Genomic DNA, 22,096 nt, shown 5'->3' with positions numbered 1-22,096 from the left:
CAGCTTCCCAATAGAACTGAGTGCAATTGAATTTAGGATTTAATCGTTAAAGGATTTCGGCCGACATCAGGATGAGCCTAGATTTAGCTTATCTGAAGCTCGGTAACAACGGCAGCAAATCGCTTTCACCGTAGGACTGCGCGCGATAGTATCCTTCGCGCTGGAATATATCAGCTTGGTTAACCCCGACCGGCATCACTTTTACCCTGAGATCAGTTGATCGAATTTCCGGAAGTGGGACGTCTGCAAGGCGGAGAACGTCCGCCTTGCCAAATTGATCAAAACCGATCGCCTTCATTTTGCTGCTGTCTTCGCGCGCGCGTTGCGAGCGATGCTCTCGGCAAAAAGTGGTGTTTCACGATGGTTATGATCTCCACCGGCAGCCTGGCGCGCAGCAGCTGCATCTTCAAAGCTTTGACCGTGCTGTTCGATGAACGTCATGAACGCATCGGTCGGATGACAGGTCACTTTATTTGTGTAGCGCGTGCGGTTGCCTTCAATCGCTTCACCGATCAGTTCCCAGATAACATTGACCTGGGTGCGCTCACCAGTTGGTGTGAACACATCCGAGATTGAGTTCATCTTGCAGTAGGAAGCCGTTGCTTCTTCGGCGACATAATGCTGAATTACGAGGCCAGTGCCGATCTTTTCGACATTGATCGACATCTTACGACCCTCATCAGTATAGGTAGCACCACAAGCAATGTGGTCAGGCGGGCAGCAACGCTGGTATTCCGCCTCTGGCAAATTGAAGAGCCAATCTGCAATATCGATCTGATTGAGTGGCACCTCAATTTCATGTGAGTATGCAGAAAAAGACAACAGCTTGTCGGTGAGAACTTTCATGGTCTTATTCCTTCGTTTTGTTACTGCGTTGATGCAGACAATTGCGGTTGTGTTTAGCGCTCTGAAACGCGGTCGTTGCTGAGCCAACTTGACGTCTGCTCTGAAAACAAAATCGCAGGTGAGAGGAACCTGCACCATTATACGAAGGATTTCGGTATCTATCCTTTGGTGTGGGATATCGGAAGACAACCCTTTCGATGCTTCATTTTTGGCGCTCTAGAATGAGCCGCTTTAAGCGTGCATCACGCTGCAAGACCTATAAGTTTGCAGGATATTGCCACGTTGTTTGTCCCCTCGCGTTTCGGTTATCAAGACGACATGAAGTTGCTGAGCACTTCCCCTGTCTGGAGCGGCTTGGTTTTCTGCGTGAAGTTGTCGCCCGCGCCATCTGGGCCTATCATCGGTTCGCTCGGAGCACGGCCTATGTCGAGAAGCTTCTTGCTGGACGCGGTTTATGGTGAGCAGGGAATCGGTCGGTCTCTGGATCAAGCGCTTTGGCCGACATTTTGTCGTTTCTATTCGCAGAAGCTGGCCCGCGCCAAACGATAAGTAGCATAGGGATGAGGCTATCATCACGACCAGCGGAAGCAAGTTCCGGCTATGACGGGCCATCGACGCCGATGGTGCCACAGTCGACATTCTGGTTCAAGCGCGCCGCAACGCCAAGGCTGCCAAGTGCTTTTCTTCGGACTGGTCAAGCAATGGGGTGAACCGCATGTCGTCGTGACGCACATGCTGCGCAGTTACATCAAGCGATACAAACGCTCAGCCTGCCCCTGGCGGTATACCAGCTCAGATGCCTTCCGCCTGTGGTCCGATGACACGACAGAAATGACTGCTTGAAAAAGCTGCGGTCGCGCCTCCCTGCAACCAATCACAAACAATCTGCCAATAGTTGGATAGGATATTAGAAGTGGACTACCAGCCCAAGTATCGGCCCTTTCTGAATCACATCGTAAACAAAACCATCTTTACTGTAGTCGACACCAAGCGCGCGATAGCCTGCAACGGCAGATAGATTTTCCTTGAACTGGTATCCGAGGGTTCCGGCAACATCCCAATCCATTTTTGCCTGCCCAGCCCCCACGACCCCCCAGCCGCTGAAGTAAAGACCATCGGTCAGAAAGTATTTACCGCGCATCCCAGCCACCGCATCAATCCAAGCAGCGCTATCGCGCCCGCTGTGCCCGTCGAATAATGCACCGTCGAAAGAGATTTCCGTGCTCGCATACCAGACGCGCGCGCCTGCCACCACGTCAAGGCGGTTTCTTCCTACTTGGAGAAGACTGTAACCTCCACCAATAAAGCCGGAAAATGTCTCAGACCTTATATCGGCGCTGTTACTCAAAACGCCGTAGGGGGTCTGACTACCTGTCGAAATTTTTGTATAGATGATATCGGTGAACAGACTATAGCGATCATAGTGTCCTTCAATGACACCCATGAACGAGAAGTCGAGTTCTTTGAATAGGTCCCCGAAGTTGGATTGCATTTTTACCGGTGGCAACCCAAATTGGCCGGCAGTGCCGCTGATACCTGCTGCCCAGAAGTAAGGACTTGCGCTAAAGTGCCAGTCATCCGGTTTGACTTCTTGCCCTGCAATCTCAGACAAGCCAGGGTTCGCCGAAAGATCGGCGGCGATGGCCATATACTGACTACCAATCAGACCCGCCAGCGAAATCACGAAAACTCTATAATGAAGCATTATCCCCCCGAATTTCTGCTTGGGTGATCGGTTGAAGAAATGGGTTGTCATGGCGTTTGCGGTGAGAGCACTTGATCCTCAAAAGCACAATCAACAGTCGGACTATTCGCGGCTTCCAATTCCTGGCGCGCGGCCAGAATATCAGCAAGGAATTCGGGATTGCTGTGTAGTTTCGCAACTGTTGCCGCACCCATTATGCGTCCGGCATCGACATCGCTTTGCCAGTGCGCGTTACAGATCACCCGGCTTTGTCCAAACGACAATCCGCGCTTGAACAGATCATCTGCGCGTTTTGGATTGACTTCGGCCAATGTGAGCGCCCACGCCCAACCCGCAGCGGTGTGTCCTGATGGGTAGGAACCGTCGTGACGCAACACATCTTCTTCGTCCGGCTGGCATGTGCCTTCGTTGTGCACGACGAAAGGTCGAGTTCTGTTATACTTGTTCTTGATGCCATAGGTGGAGAGCCCTGCATCAGTGAGAACTCGCTGCATCAACCTATAAGTATGAGGGGTCTTAGATTCGCTGATATCGACGCCCATGGCGCAAGAGAAATTCTTTGCAGGCTGGGGAAATTGCAGATCAGCATCTGTCCGCGCCTGATCCCAACGCGCTTTTCCGCGTAGTGCAATGGTCGTTTCTCTTGCTGCCTCATCACGTTCCATTGCGGCACTTCCCTCCGCTGGAGGTGACCCCAGCAAAACAAGACTGTTGGGAAGCTCGCTCGGCTGCAGATAGCCCGGCGTGAGGTGAAAATTCGGGTCCGTTACCTTCGGGCCAACGGCATTTTCTGCCATGGCGGAACTCACGACCTGGCCAGCGAATACTACAGTTGTGAGCAAGGCCGTTTGACCGATCTTCGACACCATCAAGTGCTCCTAGATTTATAGTTTCAAACTGCTCATAGACGAATGTCGTCATCGTTTTGCAGATAACTGACACTTCACGCTTCGCCGCGCGCCTTTCGTCGTTGTAGACTTGTTGTTTTAGCGATGTGCATTAGTTTGCAAGCGGCTGAGCCTCTGGGAATTTCCATTGGCCACTAACAACCGATTGATCTGGCCGATAAAGCCTTACCGTGTAGTTCCAGCCCTCAACAACCGGTAGGCAGTTTGGAATTTTGCCATCACAACCACCAAATTGCGCAGTGACCGATCCGTCCGCATTTTTAATGGCAGTGAGGTTGTTGATTGAATAGGCATTGTATTGGTTTTTCTCGAAGAAGCCTTTGGCATTGTAGACACTGATCGACCAGAAAGCCTTAACTGGCACGGTGTTTGGCACATGGAGGGTATAGACGGTTTTCCCGTCGTTCTTCTCCGGCGTAAAACTTGGATACATTGCATCCTTTTCTGGAATACCGCCCCATCCTGAGGCTGTACCGATCAAATGGCGGATCGGATCAACCTGACCGCGCGCCCCAAATGAACCATTATACGACCTCTGATGTTTTGCGAGCGCGAGCAACGCATTACGAATGTCGGTCAGGCTTTCGTCATCCCAGTTTGGGATATCGAGTTTGCCCGGCTCCTTCTGGCTGATCATTATTGCATCCTGGAGCCTGTGGACTTCGTCGAGATCCTTCGGATTGTTGGGGTCCACCAGCGTCCGCACAGCGACGAAAGCATATCTGGTGCCGACGGATTTTTGAGTTAGCGTAACTGGCTTGCTGCCATAGGCAACAACTGGCAGATAGTGATCCTGATCAACGACCATCATTGACATATAACGCTTGCCCGTATCCGGTAGCGTGATCGTTGCTGGCCCAGCAGCAAGATCAAAGACTGCAAATGAATAAAGCGTATCGCGGTTCATACGGATAACGGTCTGCTTATCAATCGCCACAGGCTCGCGAGCATGCTTGAACTGGCCCAGTTGGCCTATGTCCTTCACATTGGCTGCAAGATAGTGGTCGGTCTCAGCGCGAGCGAAACTGTCAACGGTGACCGGAATATTGCTGCTCAAGGTCTCGGCATATGCTCCACCGGACCATGCAATCGAGGCAACTGCGAGACTGATCCCAACCAAACGGAGCATGGAAATACCTCTTCATTCAATCTTGCTAACGACGTCCCTCCACAGAATGCGGCAGGGATCAAACCAAACACCTCAGCAAATCACTCTTTGATCAGCTGATAAATCCTATAAAGATCGCTTCTAACACGCGCGCGATACCAGTCTTGCCATTTTGTGACATTTCCATTCGCGGCCGCCATTGCCCTATTCAGGGAACATGAATGTCAGGGTCGTGCGCAGTCCCCACTCCGGAGTACCCGCGGGACCATCGGCGTAATATCGCCCACCCAGCTGAAGGCTCATAGCCTGATCGTTCACCTTGAAAACCTGGGTAGCACCCAGATTAACTGGTACCGTCCACTGCCCGGCCTCCCAGTCATAGGTTGAATCCACGCTGAGGGAGATCGATCTTCCTTGGCCAAAATTATAGGAAACGAACGGCTGCAACAGGCTCGCCGTCACGTCTTGCCTGCCCGAAGACCCAGCAACAGACCAAATATGATTGCCCAAAGCACCCACGGTCCACGCCTTTTCCTGAATGAGAGCGACCGCTGTCGAACCAAGTCCGAATTTTCCACTGCCCAGATACTCATCAGTGGCCGTGGGAAGAAGAAAGACCGGGCCTACGCCCCATATCAGACCAGCGGGACCAGTCTTTCTGGGAGACAGAAAAAAACTGGCATTTATATCGCCCAGTCCGGAAACGCTGCCACCAGGCATATAATCCCGATAAGCAATTGGTATAATGGTGCGCGAAATCACGTTCCAATCTTCGTCTAAGCTGAACGGAATAACCGGCTGAATGTTGAGGCCATAGCCAAAACCGCTTTTGTTCGGGCCTGCCTTGAAGTCAAAATTGTTCTGAAAAGGAATGCTGATAAGACTGGCCAGAGGATTTGCAAGCTGTTGTGAAAGGTCGTCAGCCGAGGATTGTGACCAAGCCGCATCAATATTGAATGTTACAAAGCCAGCGACTGATAGAATGATGGCACCGGGTCGTTTGAACCCACCAAACTGACCATTTATGCCCCGCATCTTCCCCCCTACAAACAAAAGCTGAACCTGCCTTGCATTCGCAAGGTGATGCCGTTCCCTAGAGCGTGGAGTTGGGCCAACGCCAACGGCATCAGACCAGTCAATTGATGATTGGCGAACAAGTTCTCTTCAAACTGTTTCTAACACAGCAAGATCCTCAGTCTTGCCATTTCGTGCCAACTTTGGTCAGGCAACGATGTTCCGAGTGAAACCGTTATAGCAACCGGGACTGCTCGCGAAATTGGCGTGGGGTGACACCAGAAATCCGGCGAAATGCTCGGGTGAAATGGGCGGGGTCAGAATAACCAGATGCAAATGCGATATCGATGATCTTGGAGTCGGATTCACGTAATAAGTTGCTTGCACGTTCAAATCTCACGGCATCGAGAATATCTGAATACACAAAATCAACATTCGCAAGTTTGCGCTGGAAGGTACGCGCACTGACGCCCGCCATCTCAGCGACCTCAGCAAGCGTGGGAACGCCTCCATCAAGATATGATGGCAACATCAGTTTGAGAAGTTCCACGATGTCATAGCCAGAAGGCCCATGCTCCTGATCTTGCGCCGGGTGAAAGGATTCAGCAAAATGGTTGGAGAGACTAAGGCATGATATTGGTATGCTGATCCATGCAGCCTTTTGTCCGGACACAAAGCGTACATTTGGCCAGAAGGATTGTGTCACTTCACTGGGCGTATAGTGCGCTTCAAAAGCCATTACCGGGGGTGTCCAGCTGGGGCCAGTAAATTGGCGAACAATATAGATCGCGAAAATATTCTGAAGCCATTGCGCGTGCTCCAGGTGCTGGAGCTCATTTGTTATTGCGAGCTTGCTGCAAACCCGGACGTGATCACCAGCCTGTTCGATCCACATGCTCAGGATCGTATCCTCCCTTGAAGCCTCGCTGCAGGCATGCCGCAACGCAACAAGCAATGTTGGAGAATGCGCGATCAATGCTCTGGTTTTTTCTCTCAGATGAGAAAATTGCAGTCGTTGGCTGGCCAGGAAACCGAAATCGGTAATGCCCTGAGAGCTTTGGGCCGCTTCGATGAACCGGATTGCCGGCAATACCGGAACATAGAGATCGCTCTTCGCCTCGAGAGAGGATGGTAGCCGAGCTTTCTGCAAAAGCGCACTCGTGGGCGCTCCCAGTTCATCAAGTATACCCATGAAAGGAAGAAGAAACTGGCCATGCGTTAAAGGGATGTTGGCCATTGCACCTCTTCTCCTTTGCCAGCTGATGTTTTCTTGCAAGAAAATGGAGGAAATACAACGCTTATATTTTTGGACAGAAAAGGATTAAAGAGAAAAACATCTGACAGATCCCGTTCTAATGTGTCAGTCACGTTTTCTTGCAGCGGCTTCAATTGTTGGCAGCCGTAAACAAAAATATCGTCGGACCTGACGACTGTCCCATTGGCTTCACCCTGAATTCTTACGATCTCCTCCCCCCAACCCCTGGTTCGGATTGCGCAGGCGCCAGCTGCTGCCAAGTCGGCACTTTGGAAACAAGACAATCGTTCAGCGATGCAAAGTGCTCATGCTTGGCTCGAAGAAAATGGCATGCCTCTTGAATGTTATCGTCAATTCTAATGGCGAGATATGGTTTTTAGTCCAATCCGGGTGGCGGTTATGTGATGGACGTTCACGTGGTGTCATCCCTCTCAACCTCAAATCGCTCGTCACCATCCCGGCGAAGCGGCTCAATCCGAGCGTCGAGATTGAAGGAGAGGAGCATGTGTTGGTTATGCAGTTTATGTCCGCAATTGCGGTGTTCGAATTAATGAGCCCAGTCACAGACCTTGCTTGTTCGCATGACGCGATCGTCTCAGCGCTCGATATGGCATTTCATGGGTTTTAAGCGTCATCGTTCAATTGTCCATCTGGCCGAGGACATTGAATACCAGTTATGAACCGCACCCGTCGCCGGAGCGGACACCGCTACGCCTTGATAGGATGCGAACCCGGAAACTGGTCTTATTCTCCGTGTGGGAGCGCGTATCGTTGAACGCGCTTTTGGCATCAGGCCGGTGCGTTGAGAGAAGTCGTGGAACTGCTCGCCCGGAATCTACAATGTCAGACCGCTCGACAGCAGTGAACGAGGGGATTTCCTTGACGACCGGACTTTTTGCAACAGAGCCCTTCTTGTCGCCTTGGGCGGCGCATCAGTGGATGCGCCGCAGCAGTTTTTCGCGATAGGTATCGACGATCACGGCAAGTATGATCACCGCGCCAATAATGATCGGCTTGTAATTATCGCCGATGCCGAGCAATTGCAGGCCGGTCGCCAGAACCTGAAGAATACAGGCGCCCGCGAGTGTGCCAACGATCGAGCCTTTTCCCCCAAAGAGACTGGTGCCACCGATAATGACTGCGGCAATCGCATTGAGTTCGTAGCCGATACCGGCGATCGGGCTGCCAATATTTAACCGCAGCAAATAGACGATTGCGGCGATACCTGCGGTGACGCCCGAGATGACAAATGCAGCAATCTTATAGGTGTCGGGATTATGCCCCGACAGACGGACCGCCTCATCATTGGCCCCCACGGCATAGATCATGCGACCGAAAACAGTAAATCGCAGAATGAACCAACCCGCAAAGATGACTGCCACTGCCACCAGGAAAATTGAGGGCAAAAAACCGCCGATGATCAGATTACCAAAATCGACGAAGCCTTGCGGCAGTCCGGTAATCGTCGAATTGTTGGACACCACGCGCGCTGCACCAGCGGCTATATTCAACATGCCAAGCGTAACAATAAAGGAGGGGATCTTCCAGAAGGTCGACACCTTACCGTTTATGTAGCCGCAAAACCCACCAACTGCGATGCAAGCCAGCACGGCAAGCGGTATCGATAATCCGGGTTCCAGACCTGATGTCATGATGAGCGCACCGATCACCGTGCAAAGCGCGAGCACTGAGCCAACCGAGAGATCGATGCCCCCGGTCAAGATGACGAAAGTCATCCCGGCCGCAAGAACGGTATTGATCGCGATCTGGACGAAAATCTTCAGCGCGTTGCCGGACGTGGCGAAATAGGGAGCGGTAAAAGAAAATACCAGGGTGATGAGTAAGAGAGCAAGAAAAACGCCAGCATCGCGCAGCAAAAAGCGTTTCAACTTCTGCTGGTCCGCTATTGCGGATTTCTCGGACACAGGCCGCTTGGCTGTCATTGAACATGCTCCTGATAGGCAAGCGAGAGAATACGCTCCTGATCAAATTGCGACCGAGGCAGTTCTCCTACCAGCTTGCCCTCGGAGAACACGATAATGCGGTGACACATGCCAATGAGTTCAGGCAAGTCCGAAGAGACCATGATGATCGCTTTTTGATTTGCGGCCAGCATCCAAAGTAATTGATAGATTTCGCGTCTGGCCCCGACATCAACGCCTCGGGTCGGTTCATCCAGGATCAATGTTGAGGAACCGCGAAACAGCCATTTTGCAAGCACCACCTTTTGTTGGTTACCGCCAGACAGATTACGCACCGATGTGCCGATGGAAGCCGTTTTGATCCGCAATCGCTCGACCAGTTCGGTAACGGATTTCTTTTCTTCACCTTTGTCCAGCAATCCACCATGAGAGATTTTCTTCAGATCGGTGATCGTCGCATTTATGTCGACAGGCATATCCAGCATCAGCCCCTGCCCCTTGCGATCTTCGGTCAGGAAACCAAGTCCATTTCTGACAGCATCTTTGGGGTCGCGAATATCTACCGGCTTGCCGTGAACACGGATTTGTCCCCCGCCTTTGGGATCGGCGCCGAAGATCGCGCGCATGATCTCCGTGCGCCCCGATCCCACCAGGCCTGCCACACCCAAAATTTCGCCCTCACGCACTGAAAAGGAGACTGCGGGGGCCGGCATCGCGCGCGTAACGTTTTCAACCTGGAGGGCAACCGCACCCGGCACGATAGTCGAATCGAAGCTGTATTCGTCTGCAATATCCCGGCCAATCATCATGCGGACCAGATGGGGCACGCTCAGCCCCTCCAATGCGCGCGTTTCGACCAGACGACCGTTGCGCAAAACGGTGACGCGCTCGCCAATTTCGAAGACTTCATGCAAGCGGTGCGAGATATAAATAATAGTCACACCCTTAACCTTCAGTCTCCCGATAATGGCAAAGAGCCGTTCAATTTCGGGCGGTGTCAGTGTCGCTGTCGGCTCATCAAGCACCAGAAGTTTGCTATCATAGCCAAGCGCCTTTGCAATTTCGACCAATTGCATTTGCGCGACGCCCAATTCGGAAACAAGAGTGCGGGGATCTAGCGCGAGCCCGACCTCGTCCAGCAAATCAGCGGCACGCCTGTTGAGCGAAGCCCGATCCATGATGCCGTAACGTCTCGGAAGCCTTTCCAGCATCAGATTTTCCGCTATGGAAAGATGCGGAAGCAAATTGAGTTCCTGATGAACAATACGAATGCCCTGGACTTGCGCATCATGCGGGTTCTTGGGCCGGTAGGGCTGATCATTCAGGACAATCTCGCCAGCGTCGGGTTGATAGATACCGGCAAGCAGTTTGATAAGCGTTGACTTGCCCGCGCCGTTTTCCCCGAGAATAATATGGGTTTCGCCGCGCAACAGTTGCAGATTGATACCGTCCAGAGCGACCACGCCCGGAAAGACCTTGCCGACATTTTCAAGCTTCAAGATCGCGTCGGCTGACTGCATCACTGTTCCTGCCTGTCGAAGTCACGAAAGGCCGCAAAGGAGTACATCCGATGCGACCTCGCGATCCTGCGGGTTGCTAGAGATCCTTGGCGGTAATCAGCTTGATATCCGTCTTGACCCAGCCTGAGAACTTTTCTCCCGCCAGTTCCTTCAGGCCATAATCGATGCCCATAGCAGCCATCTGCGCGCCGAACTGGTCGATTGTGGCCAGCATTTTGCCGTCCTTGATCAGCGGCTGGACAGCAGGAATATTGTCGAAACCAACGACCTTGATCTGTCCTGACTTACCCGCAGCATCGAGCGCCTTTACAACGCCAAGCGCCATGGAGTCATTGGCTGCCATGACACCTTGAATATCCTGATATTGTGTAAGGAAATTCGTCATGAGCGTGTTGGCTTCTTCCGTCTCCCAATGTGCGGTCTTGGAATCCAGCAGCGTCAAGCCGCCTTCGGCCACAGCGTCATCGAACCCCTTCTTGCGCTCCTTGGCATTGTCGGCCTCAGGATTCCCTTCGAGGATAACCACCTTGCCGCCCTTGCCGAGTTCCTTGGCAAGGGCCATGCCCGACAGCTTCGCGCCTTCGCGATTGTCGGGGCCGAAAAATGCCAGATCAACACCGGCTTGCTTCTTCGCTTCTTCATCAAGCGCCACGTCGATATTAATGACCTTGATGCCGGCTTCGAGCGCCTTCTTCACCGGTGTGACCATAGCCTTGGAATCGGCAGGGGCCAGAACGATCACATTGAACTGCTGCGTGATGAAGTTTTCCACCGCATCGACCTGGGCGGCGAAATCACGTTCATCTTTCATGCCGACAGCGGAAAAGGTAAACTTGTCGGTATTCTTGGCAGCGTAATCTTCAGCACCGGCCTGCATTTGCTTGAAGAACTCGTTTGCAAGCGACTTCATGACAAGCCCGACCTTGGGTTTGTCCGCTGCAAAAGACGGTAGGGACGGCAAAAGCAGAACCCCTGCTCCAGCCGCACTGGCCGTTAGAAACTGGCGTCGCGAAATTGAACCTAGACCCAGCCCATTAACAATTGAACTTTTAGTCATGAATTCCTCCCCCGCTTCAGCATTAAGCTTGAGCGTGCATTCAAGGTAGAGCCGGAAATGGAAAACTGTCAAGACTGTAGAAAGTGGGAGATTATAAGTATCGCGCCGGCGTGATTACATTCGACACGATTGAATGGCCGATCGTTGTTTCATGCAGTTTCTTGAGTCTGAAACGACCCACCCGCTGCCTCTAGCAAGCAAACTTATATCCACTCCAAACGCGCCCGAAGGCCTGGCAAGGGGGCTTTGGGCTAACGGAATATGTCAATCGGCGCGCAGTGGAGAGCGCCCCATGCAACGCAGCGTCTCCCCGTCCCTCGCCTTTCCCGCCATGGCGGTGCAATAATCTTTTCACAAGCTCAAAGCGCCATTTCTTACGATATAACCCGGGCTTTTCTTTTGGCGAGCGATCGGACCAACCACCTCTGCGCGGATAGAATGATCGATCCTGTCGATGGATCGCAGCGCGGTCTCAGCTGAAGCTCTTTCGGCTACCCGGTCATAAAGAGCCACAATCTGACTCGGCTTTCCGTGACAAGATGACCCTCCTGCAGATCGCTTTCGAACTTCAGGCCTTCAGCATGTCGCTTGCGAACTCAAGCAGAAGCAGAAGTGACATTGACTGCCCGGGAAGGGTCGGACTTCATTATGTCATACGTTGCAGCAATTTCATTATGTAGCCAGCGCTTAATCACTTCATCCTGCTCTCTTAAAGAACGAATGCGAGCACGCAAAACCGCACTGACTGAGGCGTAATCCCCGTTCCCGAGTTTGGATTTGATGAAGGCTGCTTTAGTGATCTGGACGGATCAAACAATCGCAAAATACCAATAGTCCATCAAGTGGTGCTCGAGAACTGAGAGACTGAACTTAACGTAACCTATAAAATGCGTCGTTCAGACTTACGAATGAGATGCTGAGACTGATCGTTCGATTTTTGCCGAAATTCAAGAATGCACGGACCATCAAATAGGCCCGTGCATCAGCTCTAGTGCATCGATTGTCATCAGGAGAATTTACTTTTTACGGCATGGCATGTCATTACCCTCGGCATTGATAGCGGTGCCTTCAGCAGTTTCAATGCCGTGTAGGAGTTTCGCACGAACTTCGATTGACGCAAGGAGTGCGTTACCAAGATCCAGTGCGCGTTCCGATTGGCGGACGCTATAATCAGTCAGATACTTCGATGCCAAATCTGGTTTTTCAGCCTTGTAGAGAATGTCAGCTGTTGCCTGAATTTCTGGGATCTCGTCAATCTGCTTCGCTTCGAACGCTTCAAGAGCCTGGGTCACTTCTGGAAGAAATGTCTCAGGATTCGCGCAGGTATGATACATTATCCGCTTGAATAAACGCCCAGCAAACTGTGTTGCTTCCTGCGACTGATAGTCAGCGTTGAGGAAAGTAGAACCAGCATCGCGAAACAGGTATCTGTGAATTCCATATTCTGGAATAACCTTGTTGATACCTATATGGTAGGGTACGAACGGCGCTGTCACAGACCCTGTTGGTGCAACCCACAGCAGATTCAGACCTGAATGCGCTGTATCGCGCAACTGAGCAACTTCGCCATAGCCGGAGCGCTCTGTTGATATACGTGGATCACGCACCAATTTCATCATTTTTTTCAGTGTGACCGGTGCCATATCGTGGAGTTCTTTTTCCACGGTTTCAATCGTCCAGTGCTTTTGACCGGTTCGCATCGGCTGGTCTTGTTCGCTATAGACGGCATGCACGTTGAACGGCTTGTTACCATCCCGCTTCCACCATCCTTGTTCGATAGCAAAATCATAGAAATTCGGTGAAGCCATATAATCTTGGCTATCAGTGATGTCCGCTGGAATGTCGCCGATATAGCCTGGATAGGAAACGCGCACGTCATCCGGCCCCAGGCGTTCAGCAACCCATAAACCTTTGCCGCCTGCGAATTGCAGCACTACCCATCCTTCATTCTTGTCGGCAATCAGGTGCGAATTGCCGCCATAAGTCGTGTAACCATGTCTATTTATCAGATCCCCAATGATTTCAACGGCTTCACGCGCTGTGGTCGCACGCTCCAAGGCAATGCGTGCAAGATCGCTGTATTGCGGCCCGGTTTGTGGCTTGGGGGTCATCTCGACCAGTTCATCGCGAGAGTTTGACCAGATATCGCGAACGGCAACGCCGTGCTCATTCAAACCACCATTCGTCAACGGCGCCGGAAAGCCTTCGAAATCGCTGTAATTCATATTTATGTATTTGAAAGTCTCAGGAACCTGGGGAATTTCAATGAGCTTGCCCGGCATATATGCTTTGTCAGTTGCCCCCACAGATATTGTCGCGCCTTCTGGATGTTTTTTTGCCGGCATGACCGTCAGCCAGTGACCCGACACTTCCTCACCGGTACCACCAATCAGTACAGAGCCATCTTCTGTTAGATTTTTTCCAACATAAAAACCATAACTAGCAAGTGCATTTGTATATGATGAAGTAAAAATCATTATATTCAGAGATATAATTTTAATAAATTTAGTAGTTTTCATCGCTTAGTCTTCCTTCATCATTATGTTTAGCGCATTAATAAAACATCTTGATTCATTTATGCGCCTGCAACATGATGGCTTATAGCGTAATCATCGTCTTTATCATATATTTTTTCGACTCATTAATCGAATATATCCAACTGACTGAAACCTCTGCCAATCTGAATGAAACAGAATGACGTCTCAAATCAGTTTGTTTCCGGTTCAACTATCTACCGAGGGAGATCGACAGATATGTTGAACCCTAAAGCTACCAGATCATAATGAAGTTGTTCCGGATTACGGCGTTGATTACGCTATGTACATGCTTTGATTTTTGACCCCCGCTGCGAACTTGTCTTCATGAGATTTAAGCTTGCGTGGTCCATCTGGTGTCGCAAACTTTAGCGCAATCGTCCCCGAGGCGACCAGCTGATCTGCTGCGCCACCAAGCGTCAAAAATGCGGTGTCGTCTCCGTCACCGATTGCCTCAGCGGCGGCTCGAATTTCGCGGCAGTCCACCGGGTATAATCTGTCGGCAATCGGCCAATTATCGAAATCATTGTGCAGTTCGTTTTAGAAAATGTTAGTCAATGCACCCTTCAACATTCTTCTGTTTGACTGAATTTTTGGATCAGAATATGCGACGTCTCCCCCGACGTTGGGTCGCCTCCTAGAGCAGCTTGTCAAGCGTGATCGGCAGGTCACGAACCCGGATGCCTGTCGCATTGTAAACTGCGTTCGCAACGGCCGCGCCGACACCGGTAATACCGATTTCACCAATGCCGCGTGCACCCATCGGCGCCTGCGGATCGGCTAGATTGGAATAAAGGATATCAATCTTGGGGACATCCATCTGCACCGGAACATGATACTCGGCGAGCGAAGCGTTCACGACGCGGCCGGTGCGCTCGTCGAAATTGGTTTCCTCGGTAAGCGCCAGACCAATCCCCATCACGATACCGCCCTTGAACTGGCTCGTCGCCATCTTGGCATTGAGTATCTGGCCGGCGTCGAAGGACCCGAGAAAACGCGAGACGCGGATTTCGCCCGTCAGCGCGCTGACCCTGACCTCACAGAACTGCGCGCCATAGGAATGCATGGAGAAGGTCTCCATCTCCACGGGTGGTGGTGCGTCGGCCTGACAGAGCAGTTCATCACGGCCAGCGCGGGCGAGAATGGACTGATAGCTCTCGAAGCGATCAGGATCGCCGCGATGGCCAAGGCCGCCATCCCGTGGTTCGACCGCGTCAAGCGAAAGCCCGGCGAGCGGTGAATCGTTGCCGGCAAGCTTTATCAATTCCTCGATGAACACCTCACTCGCCGCGATCACCGCGCCGCCGATTGATGCGGTCTGGGTCGAACCGCCGGCGATCACGCCACGCGGCAGGCTGCTGTCGCCATATTCAAAGGTGACCTTTTCAAATGACACGCCGAGACGGGCGGCGATATGCTGCGCCTGGGCCGTCGCCGTTCCCATGCCCATGTCGTGCACGGCTGTTGAGACTGTGATGAGACCATCCGACGTCATCCTGATCCTAGCAGCGCCACCCGGAAAACGATGGTATGGATAGGTCGCGGTGGCGCAGCCCATGCCGATCAACCATTCGCCCTCGCGTTTCTGTCGCGGCGTCCGGTTGCGGTTCTTCCAGCCAAATTGATCTGCTCCCGCCGCATAGGCTTCGATCAGGTAGCGCGACGAGAACGGCTTGCCGGTGGTCGGATCTTTTTCCGGCTCGATGCGTCGACGCAGCTCGATCGGATCGAGATCCAACTGCTCCGCGAGTTCATCCAGCGCAGATTCGAGCGCGAATGTGCCAACGGATTCACCAGGGGCGCGCATAAACGTGTTGGCGAGCATGTCCATGTCGGCAACATCCTGCGCCAGTTTGAAGTTTTTTGCGGCATAAAGATGCCGCGCCGGGAAGGTGAATTGTTCCGGACAGGAATTGTGCAATGTCATGGCCGCGGTGCCGGTATGGATGAGCGCATCCAGCGTGCCATCCGCACGAGCTCCGAGTGCCACACGCTGTTCCGTTACCGTGCGGCCGCCAACGATGCGAAACACACCTTCGCGCGACAGCATGATCCGCACCGGCCGCTCGGCCAGTTTCGAGGCCGCAATGGCAAGGGTCTGATGATCCCAGAGGCACTTTCCGCCAAAGCCTCCCCCGACATAAGGCGAGGTCACGCGCACCTTGCCGGGCTCCAGACCAAAGATATCGCCGAGCTGCCCGGCGGTCAGGTCGAGCAACTGGCTCGCATCGTGCACGCGCAGTTCGTCACCATTCCACGCCACCGTTGCCGCATGCAGCTCGATGGCATTGTGGTTGTGACGCGGTGTCCGATAAGTAAGATCTACCTTGAACTCGGCATTGGCGAGCGCCGCTTCGGCATCGCCGATTTCCAGCACGGGTGGCTGGCCAAGCAGCGTTTCCAGTTGCCGCGGCGTCCTCTTCGCCTCCTCGAACACAGTTACGGCCGGCAGGCTGGCATAGTTCACCTTGATCAGGGAAGCGGCGTAATCCGCCTGTTCCTGTGTTTCGGCCAGAACGAGCGCGATTGGCTGGCCGTTCCAGTGAATCTCGTCATTCTGCATCACCGGCAGGTCACTGGCGCCGGCGGCCGTTGGCGACGACATCATCAGCGACGGCGATTTCATGCGCGGCGCATTGTGATAGGTCATCACGAGGATGACACCCGCCGCCGCTTCCGCCGCCGCCACGTCGAGTTCGGTGATTTTTCCACGCGCGATAGTGCTGAATGCAAGAGCCGCATAACTGAGGTTTTCATACGGGAACTCCGCAGCAAAACGCGCCATCCCCTGCACTTTCAAAGGCCCATCAATACGCGAGACGGGTTGCCCCAGCGCGCCGTGTTTGCGCAGTATGGGGTCTGGCGTCACAGCCGGCTGCCAGCGGCCCGGCTTGTTGGTATCGGCTTGAGGTTGAACGCTCATGCGTTTTCTCCCTTCAATTCGTCGAGCACAGCGACAATCGTGCGTTTCGCCAGCTCAATCTTGAATGCATTTTCACTCAGGGCGACGGCATCAGCGAGTTCGGCGTCTGCTGCAGCCCGGAAGCTCTCCTCACTCGCCCTCTGCCCTTTCAATGCTGCTTCCGCCTTCAGTGCTCGCCATGGCTTATGGGCGACACCGCCAAGCGCAAGGCGCACATCACGCACGATCCCAACATTGTCGATATCGACAGCGGCCGCGACCGAAATGAGCGCGAAGGCGTAACTGGCGCGGTCGCGAACCTTTCGATAGGTCGAGCGCCGAGCAAAACCGAGCGGCGGGATTTCGATGGCGGTGATCAGTTCATCCGGCTGCAGTTCCGTTTCGACCTCCGGGCGATCGCCCGGCAGGCGATGCAGATCTGACAGCGGCAAGCTGCGAGTACCGGCCGGTCCCTGCAAATGAACCACCGCATCGAGCGCGACCAAGGCGACGCACATGTCCGAGGGATGGGTGGCGACGCAGGCATCGGAGGCACCCAGAATGGCATGGTAGCGATTGAACCCTTCAATCGCGTCGCATCCGGCCTGCGGCTGGCGTTTGTTGCAGTGCGCCGCGTTATCATAAAAATATCGACAGCGGGTGCGCTGCAGGATATTGCCACCAGCCGTTGCAACATTGCGGATCTGCGCGCTGGCGCCCGCCAGAATGGAACGCGACAGCATCGGGAAATCAGACCGCACCGCCGGATGCGCGGCCAGCGCCGTATTGCTGGCCGCAGCACCGATCAGGATTGTGCCGTCCGCACGTTGTTCGATCTCCCCGGGCAGGTGCGTGATATCGACCAGTGTTTCCGGTTGCTCGACCGTCTCGCGCATAAGGTCGACAAGATTGGTGCCGCCACCGAGATATTTTGCAGCGGGACTGGCTTTCTTCAGGGCGATGGCGGAAGCGGCATCCGACGCCTTCTGGTAGGAAAAGATGTTCATGACGGTACCCTTTCCTCGGTCGGAACTAACTTCTGGTGGACCAAAGTTTCGGAGATCGCCTCAACGATGCCATTATAAGCGCCGCATCGACAGAGATTGCCGCTCATGCGTTCGCGAATTTCGCGCTCGTCGATCGGAATATCGGTAGCGGCGAGATCAGCAGTAACGAAGCTCGGGATGTTGCGTTTGATTTCACCGGCCATCCCGATGGCAGAACACAGTTGGCCCGGCGTGCAATATCCGCATTGAAACCCATCATGTTCGATGAGGGCGTGCTGAAGCGGATGCAGGTTGCCACTGGCGGCAAGCCCTTCGACCGTCGTGATGCTGCGGCCCTGGTATTGAACCGCCAGCGCCAGACAGGCGTTGATACGGTCTCCATCCACCAGCACTGTGCAGGCGCCGCACGCACCTTGGTCGCACCCTTTCTTGGTTCCGGTAAAGCCAAGATAGTTGCGCATGAGATCGAGCAGCGACGTCCGGATATCCGCCTCGACTTCGATAGCTTCTCCATTGATGATAAAATGCATAAGGACATCTCCCTTGACTGAAAGGCATTGGCGACGATGGATCGCTGTGACGAAACGAATGTCTGTGGCTGCCTGATCCCCTTGAGAGGGTTTTTCTGTCCCTGAGGACGGTGGTCCGACGCAGGAGCCGCGCCGGATGTGATCTGTGTTCAGCCCCCAGACCGCGCGGCCTGTCGACAGGCGGCAATATCGGCAATCACCGAAAGCGCCAGGGACTGAACATCACGGGCCCGGGCGAACAGGCCAATCGGCGCCTTGATCCGATCGATAACTTTCTGCGAATGCCCAAGATCTCTGAGACGCTGCATTCTTTTTTCATGGGTCCGACTGCTGCCCAGCGCGCCCAGATAAAACGGGTGGGCATGCAGAGCCGCATCAAGAACAGGTATTTCAAGCTCCAGATCGTGCTGCAGAAGTGCCACCGCCGTATCAGCATCAATCAGCGCGCCGTCGGGGGCCTGTCCGCTCGCTGCGTCATGACGGACAACGTCATAACCCGCTGCTCGCGCGACCTTGGCTATGAGCTCGACTTCCAACGTTCGGCCAGAAAGAAGGATCCTGACAGCCGGGCGGTAAGCGGTAAGGAACGTTTCATTATTCCAGCCGGCATCGGCCCTTCCTGAAACGAAGGACAGCGATTGCGTGCTCGGACTGTAAGACAGGCCGGTCTTTTGACGACACTGCAGGCCTTCAACCGCTTTCCGGACAGGCCGAATGTCCCTGAGGACGTGAACTGCGACGGTGACCCCACCCCCACAGGGCAAGACGATGTCGAAGAAAGGGGACCCTTCGCCCAGCATGACGAACCGATCATAGCCTGTCGAAATTGCCTGCAGGGCTTCAGCAGCAACGGCCGCCTCGGTGCAACCACCCGACACATATCCGCAGTAAAGCCCGTCGTCGGCGACAGCCATGTGCGCGCCCAGTGACCGCGAGGAGCCGCCACGAATTTCCACCAGTGTACAGAGCGCCACCTTTCGACCTGCCGCCACAGCCCGGATTGCAAAATGCAGAACTTCGACTGCGGAGTCCGTCGGAAAGGCCTCGGCGGGCACCGGCAATATCCCGGCGTCGAACCCAGTGGTCGCATCCCGCCCGAAATTGTTTGTCCGGCCAGGGAACTTGCTTGGAGACGCGTTGTTATCATGACTTGGATGCGTCGATACCGTCATAACAGGCTCCTGCCGATCGCAGTGATTGTAATTCGAAAACAAAGACCGCCTGATAGGAGCGACCCAAACGGCTTGGCCTTGCTGGCCTCCCTCGTAGTTTTGGGCATGACATCCACCCCTTTCCTGGATTAGAAGTTGGATGGCACTCCACTTAAACGGAGGCGCCTCCGTTTAAACATAGGGATTGGCGCGTTTTCGTCAAGCCCTGTTCTTTGTTGGAGTTTCGGTGGCCAAGGAACAGACTTCGCAACCGCATAAGCAGCCGGGGCTACGCGCCGACGCGCTGCGTAACCGCTTGAAGCTGATCGAAGTTGCTGCGGGTGCTTTCGCCGAGCGTGGCGCGGGCGCTTCGCTTGAAGAGATCGCCCGGCAGGCCGGGGTCGGGATCGGAACGCTCTATCGGCATTTTCCGACCCGTGAACATCTTGTGGAAGCAGTCTATCGGCGCGAACTTGAATTGCTCGCCACCGCCGCCAACGAGCTCATGGCCGAAAAAGCGCCCGACATAGCGCTCGAAGAATGGATGCATCGTTTCGTGAGCTACATGGCCGCCAAACGCGGCATGGCGAGCAGTCTGAAACTACTGTTTACATCAAACGCCGCCCTTTTTACGGAGGGGTCGAGACTTATGAACACGACATTCGACGAGCTTCTGCGCAAGGCGGTTCAAGCGGGCACGATAAAGAGCGACATCGGAACATCTGATGTTCTTTACACGCTGTTCGGTATCTACTCGATCCCGGACACCCCCGATTGGCGGGAACGGGCGCATAGGATCGTTCGCCTGATCATGGACGGACTGCGTATCCGGCCGGAGAACGGATGAGCAGCACGGGTTGGTGGAGACGGGATTGGAGAGCGTTGCAATGACCAACAAACAGGAGCTCTTTAATCAATCAGTTGAGGCCGACATTTCGGTTGCGATCATCATTCTTGCCGCAGGCCGGTCGAGCCGAATGTCGCCGGACGGCGGGCACAAACTGCTTTCGACATTCGACGGCGTTGCAATGGTGAGGCGAATGGCCTTGCGGGCCATTGAAAGCAAGGCAGTCAATATCTATGCAGTTACCGGATTCAGGCATGAGCAAATCGAGGCCTGTCTTGTGGACCTCGACATGCAGATCGCCTTCAACGCGGCCTTTGCTTCAGGCATGTCAAGCTCACTGCGCGCGGGATTGAACATTCCCGGCGTAATGGATCATGCCGGCGTACTCATCCTTCTTGCCGACATGCCTTCCATTACCACATACAATCTGGATCAACTCATCGACGCCTTCGCAACATCAAAGGGGCGCTGTATCGTTCGAGCAGCACATGCAGGCACCTCCGGTAACCCGGTCATTCTGCCGAAGAGGCTTTTCGCACAGGCACTGACACTTGAGGGTGATCGCGGCGCGAGGACATTGATTGAGAACTGTGATTTGGACATCATCGAAGTCGATATCGGTGAGGCGGCGCTTGTCGACGTCGATACACAGAGCGACCTTCAAAGGCTGGGTGGTGTTCCGAGCGCACGATAAGAGGCATATGATTTTTGGTTTCGCTTCAAGTCACGAGGGGCATATATTCATTCACCGCGTCTCAATGCACATGGTCCTTTCCGAGTAATCGGGGGAGATTTGGTGGGTATGACTTTGTTTAGGATTCCAAGTCAAGAACCGGATCGCTCCATTCCCGGCAAACGCGCTCGGCTCTCTTTCAAAATAACCGACCGAGAACGATGATCACGACTTCAATGTTCAGATAGGCCTTCCTGCCAATTTTGGCAGCCATAAAAAAAAGCCTAACAAAACAACTTCTTGCCCAGTGACATTGAAGGCGATCGTGACTCTACGTTCAAAGCCAACGGTTCGCAGTCCTTCGCGTATATCGTTACGCAAGGTGCCTCGCTCACAAGCCTATTCGAAGCCGCGAATATAATTCTCAAGCCTATCGATGTATCCGAGCGCTGTCTGAGGCGAAGCTCTTTCGGCTATCCAGTCATAAAGAGCCAGAAGATCTGCCTCCGCTTCCGATGATAAGATAACCATCCTGCCGATCACTTTCGCACTTTCATGCGTTCAGCATATCGATTGCGAACTGACGCAAAAGCAGAATCGACACTTACCGCCCGTGAAGGGTCGGATTTCATTCCGTCATACGATGCGGCAATTTCATTATGTAGCCAGCGCTCAATCACTTCATCCCGCTCTCTTAGTGCACGGATGCCAGCACGCACAACCTCACTAACTGAGGCGTAATCCCCATTCCTAACTTTGGATTCGATGAAGGCTGCTTGCTCACTGGGCAGGCTAATCGTACGTTTTTCGATATTGGCCATTCTACTTTTCTTTTCGATGAAATCAAACATGGTATGAATAATTCATACCATTAATTGAGCTTCTTGAATAGGGCCTATCTATTAGATGCAGAAAGCCAAAAATGGCAATTTCGAACATATGCTACCACAAAAAGCTATTCTCGAGTTCGGAGCATCCAGACGCCGCACATTTCCAGAGTAAGAGTGAAGAGCATCCGGCGCGTCTCGGGCGGTTGTAACCCGTTGAGTACTGTTCTTCGAAAGCGCGACTACCGATCGTTAGAGTGAGCAACCAGAAATATGTTGATAATAGCATC

Annotated in this window: 21 protein-coding genes and 1 pseudogene; 5 read left to right on the top strand and 17 right to left on the bottom strand. The window is 53.5% G+C overall.

What is annotated here, in order from left to right:
* Positions 1-88: 88 nt before the first annotated feature.
* On the bottom strand, positions 89-298 hold the full coding sequence (locus ABWV94_RS17730; protein WP_353414764.1) for a hypothetical protein: 210 nt from the start codon (positions 296-298) through the stop codon (positions 89-91).
* Positions 295-846: a hypothetical protein gene (locus ABWV94_RS17725; protein ID WP_353414762.1), complete on the bottom strand. Its 552-nt coding sequence runs from the start codon at positions 844-846 to the stop codon at positions 295-297. Before ABWV94_RS17725 ends, ABWV94_RS17730 begins: the two co-directional genes overlap by 4 nt.
* A 344-nt stretch (positions 847-1,190) precedes the next feature.
* Here ABWV94_RS17725 and ABWV94_RS17720 point away from each other — a divergent pair.
* Positions 1,191-1,689: pseudogene (locus tag ABWV94_RS17720) on the top strand (DDE-type integrase/transposase/recombinase).
* 64 nt (positions 1,690-1,753) lie between these two features.
* Here ABWV94_RS17720 and ABWV94_RS17715 read toward each other — a convergent pair.
* From ABWV94_RS17715 to ABWV94_RS17695, 5 genes are all read right to left on the bottom strand, one after another.
* Complete coding sequence (locus tag ABWV94_RS17715; RefSeq protein WP_353414760.1) at positions 1,754-2,602, bottom strand: hypothetical protein; 849 nt, start codon at positions 2,600-2,602, stop codon at positions 1,754-1,756.
* Positions 2,599-3,420: an acid phosphatase gene (locus tag ABWV94_RS17710; protein ID WP_353414758.1), complete on the bottom strand. Its 822-nt coding sequence runs from the start codon at positions 3,418-3,420 to the stop codon at positions 2,599-2,601. The genes ABWV94_RS17715 and ABWV94_RS17710 overlap by 4 nt, the downstream gene beginning before the upstream one ends.
* Before the next feature lie 130 nt (positions 3,421-3,550).
* Positions 3,551-4,588 (bottom strand): DUF1254 domain-containing protein, encoded by a 1,038-nt coding sequence (locus ABWV94_RS17705; protein ID WP_113497237.1) that lies wholly within the window; start codon positions 4,586-4,588, stop codon positions 3,551-3,553.
* Between the two features lie 183 nt (positions 4,589-4,771).
* The gene (locus ABWV94_RS17700) at positions 4,772-5,602 is read right to left on the bottom strand and encodes a transporter (protein ID WP_353414755.1); all 831 of its coding nucleotides are present in this window, start codon (positions 5,600-5,602) and stop codon (positions 4,772-4,774) included.
* A 214-nt stretch (positions 5,603-5,816) separates the two neighbouring features.
* Positions 5,817-6,818, bottom strand: a complete 1,002-nt coding sequence (locus ABWV94_RS17695) for a helix-turn-helix transcriptional regulator (protein ID WP_353414753.1) — start codon at positions 6,816-6,818, stop codon at positions 5,817-5,819.
* Between the two features lie 216 nt (positions 6,819-7,034).
* Between ABWV94_RS17695 and ABWV94_RS17690 the strand changes: the two genes are divergently transcribed.
* Both ABWV94_RS17690 and ABWV94_RS17685 read left to right on the top strand, forming a co-directional pair.
* Entirely contained in the window at positions 7,035-7,196 is a 162-nt protein-coding gene (locus ABWV94_RS17690) for a type II toxin-antitoxin system CcdA family antitoxin (protein ID WP_353414853.1), read from the top strand.
* The gene (locus ABWV94_RS17685) at positions 7,144-7,464 is read left to right on the top strand and encodes a CcdB family protein (RefSeq protein ID WP_353414751.1); all 321 of its coding nucleotides are present in this window, start codon (positions 7,144-7,146) and stop codon (positions 7,462-7,464) included. The genes ABWV94_RS17690 and ABWV94_RS17685 overlap by 53 nt, the downstream gene beginning before the upstream one ends.
* A gap of 304 nt (positions 7,465-7,768) precedes the next feature.
* On the opposite strand, the gene ABWV94_RS17680 is transcribed toward ABWV94_RS17685, so the two are convergent.
* From ABWV94_RS17680 to ABWV94_RS17640, 9 genes are all read right to left on the bottom strand, one after another.
* Positions 7,769-8,779 carry an ABC transporter permease gene (locus tag ABWV94_RS17680; protein ID WP_113497232.1) on the bottom strand — a complete coding sequence of 337 codons (1,011 nt, stop codon included), beginning with the start codon at positions 8,777-8,779 and terminating at the stop codon, positions 7,769-7,771.
* Positions 8,776-10,278, bottom strand: coding sequence for a sugar ABC transporter ATP-binding protein (locus ABWV94_RS17675; RefSeq protein ID WP_353414749.1), 1,503 nt, complete (start codon positions 10,276-10,278; stop codon positions 8,776-8,778). Before ABWV94_RS17675 ends, ABWV94_RS17680 begins: the two co-directional genes overlap by 4 nt.
* Positions 10,279-10,354: 76 nt before the next feature.
* Positions 10,355-11,335 carry a sugar ABC transporter substrate-binding protein gene (locus ABWV94_RS17670; protein ID WP_353414747.1) on the bottom strand — a complete coding sequence of 327 codons (981 nt, stop codon included), beginning with the start codon at positions 11,333-11,335 and terminating at the stop codon, positions 10,355-10,357.
* 596 nt (positions 11,336-11,931) lie between these two features.
* Positions 11,932-12,117, bottom strand: a complete 186-nt coding sequence (locus tag ABWV94_RS17665; protein ID WP_353414851.1) for a hypothetical protein — start codon at positions 12,115-12,117, stop codon at positions 11,932-11,934.
* Positions 12,118-12,351: 234 nt separating this feature from the next.
* Positions 12,352-13,854 carry a C69 family dipeptidase gene (locus tag ABWV94_RS17660; RefSeq protein WP_353414745.1) on the bottom strand — a complete coding sequence of 501 codons (1,503 nt, stop codon included), beginning with the start codon at positions 13,852-13,854 and terminating at the stop codon, positions 12,352-12,354.
* 652 nt (positions 13,855-14,506) lie between these two features.
* Positions 14,507-16,792, bottom strand: coding sequence for a xanthine dehydrogenase family protein molybdopterin-binding subunit (locus ABWV94_RS17655; protein ID WP_353414743.1), 2,286 nt, complete (start codon positions 16,790-16,792; stop codon positions 14,507-14,509).
* The gene (locus ABWV94_RS17650; RefSeq protein ID WP_353414741.1) at positions 16,789-17,778 is read right to left on the bottom strand and encodes an FAD binding domain-containing protein; all 990 of its coding nucleotides are present in this window, start codon (positions 17,776-17,778) and stop codon (positions 16,789-16,791) included. Before ABWV94_RS17650 ends, ABWV94_RS17655 begins: the two co-directional genes overlap by 4 nt.
* Complete coding sequence (locus tag ABWV94_RS17645) at positions 17,775-18,308, bottom strand: 2Fe-2S iron-sulfur cluster-binding protein (protein ID WP_353414739.1); 534 nt, start codon at positions 18,306-18,308, stop codon at positions 17,775-17,777. The genes ABWV94_RS17650 and ABWV94_RS17645 overlap by 4 nt, the downstream gene beginning before the upstream one ends.
* Positions 18,309-18,457: 149 nt before the next feature.
* A complete protein-coding gene (locus tag ABWV94_RS17640) occupies positions 18,458-19,480 on the bottom strand; it encodes an XdhC family protein (RefSeq protein ID WP_353414737.1) in 1,023 nt (340 codons plus the stop codon).
* Between the two features lie 226 nt (positions 19,481-19,706).
* On the opposite strand from ABWV94_RS17640, the gene ABWV94_RS17635 reads away from it, so the two are divergent.
* Together ABWV94_RS17635 and ABWV94_RS17630 are read left to right on the top strand one after the other, a co-directional pair.
* Positions 19,707-20,306 carry a TetR/AcrR family transcriptional regulator gene (locus ABWV94_RS17635; RefSeq protein WP_353414735.1) on the top strand — a complete coding sequence of 200 codons (600 nt, stop codon included), beginning with the start codon at positions 19,707-19,709 and terminating at the stop codon, positions 20,304-20,306.
* Between the two features lie 40 nt (positions 20,307-20,346).
* The gene (locus tag ABWV94_RS17630; RefSeq protein ID WP_353414733.1) at positions 20,347-21,000 is read left to right on the top strand and encodes a nucleotidyltransferase family protein; all 654 of its coding nucleotides are present in this window, start codon (positions 20,347-20,349) and stop codon (positions 20,998-21,000) included.
* Between the two features lie 518 nt (positions 21,001-21,518).
* Here the strand turns inward: ABWV94_RS17630 and ABWV94_RS17625 are convergent.
* On the bottom strand, positions 21,519-21,800 hold the full coding sequence (locus ABWV94_RS17625) for a type II toxin-antitoxin system ParD family antitoxin (protein WP_353414731.1): 282 nt from the start codon (positions 21,798-21,800) through the stop codon (positions 21,519-21,521).
* Positions 21,801-22,096 lie beyond the last annotated feature (296 nt).

The sequence above is a fragment of the Brucella sp. NBRC 12953 genome (genome assembly GCF_040369775.1).
In the GTDB taxonomy this organism is placed as follows: Bacteria; Pseudomonadota; Alphaproteobacteria; order Rhizobiales; family Rhizobiaceae; genus Brucella; species Brucella pseudogrignonensis.
Note: the sequence above shows the minus strand (reverse complement) of the source record. Positions and strands in the feature narration are given on the sequence as shown.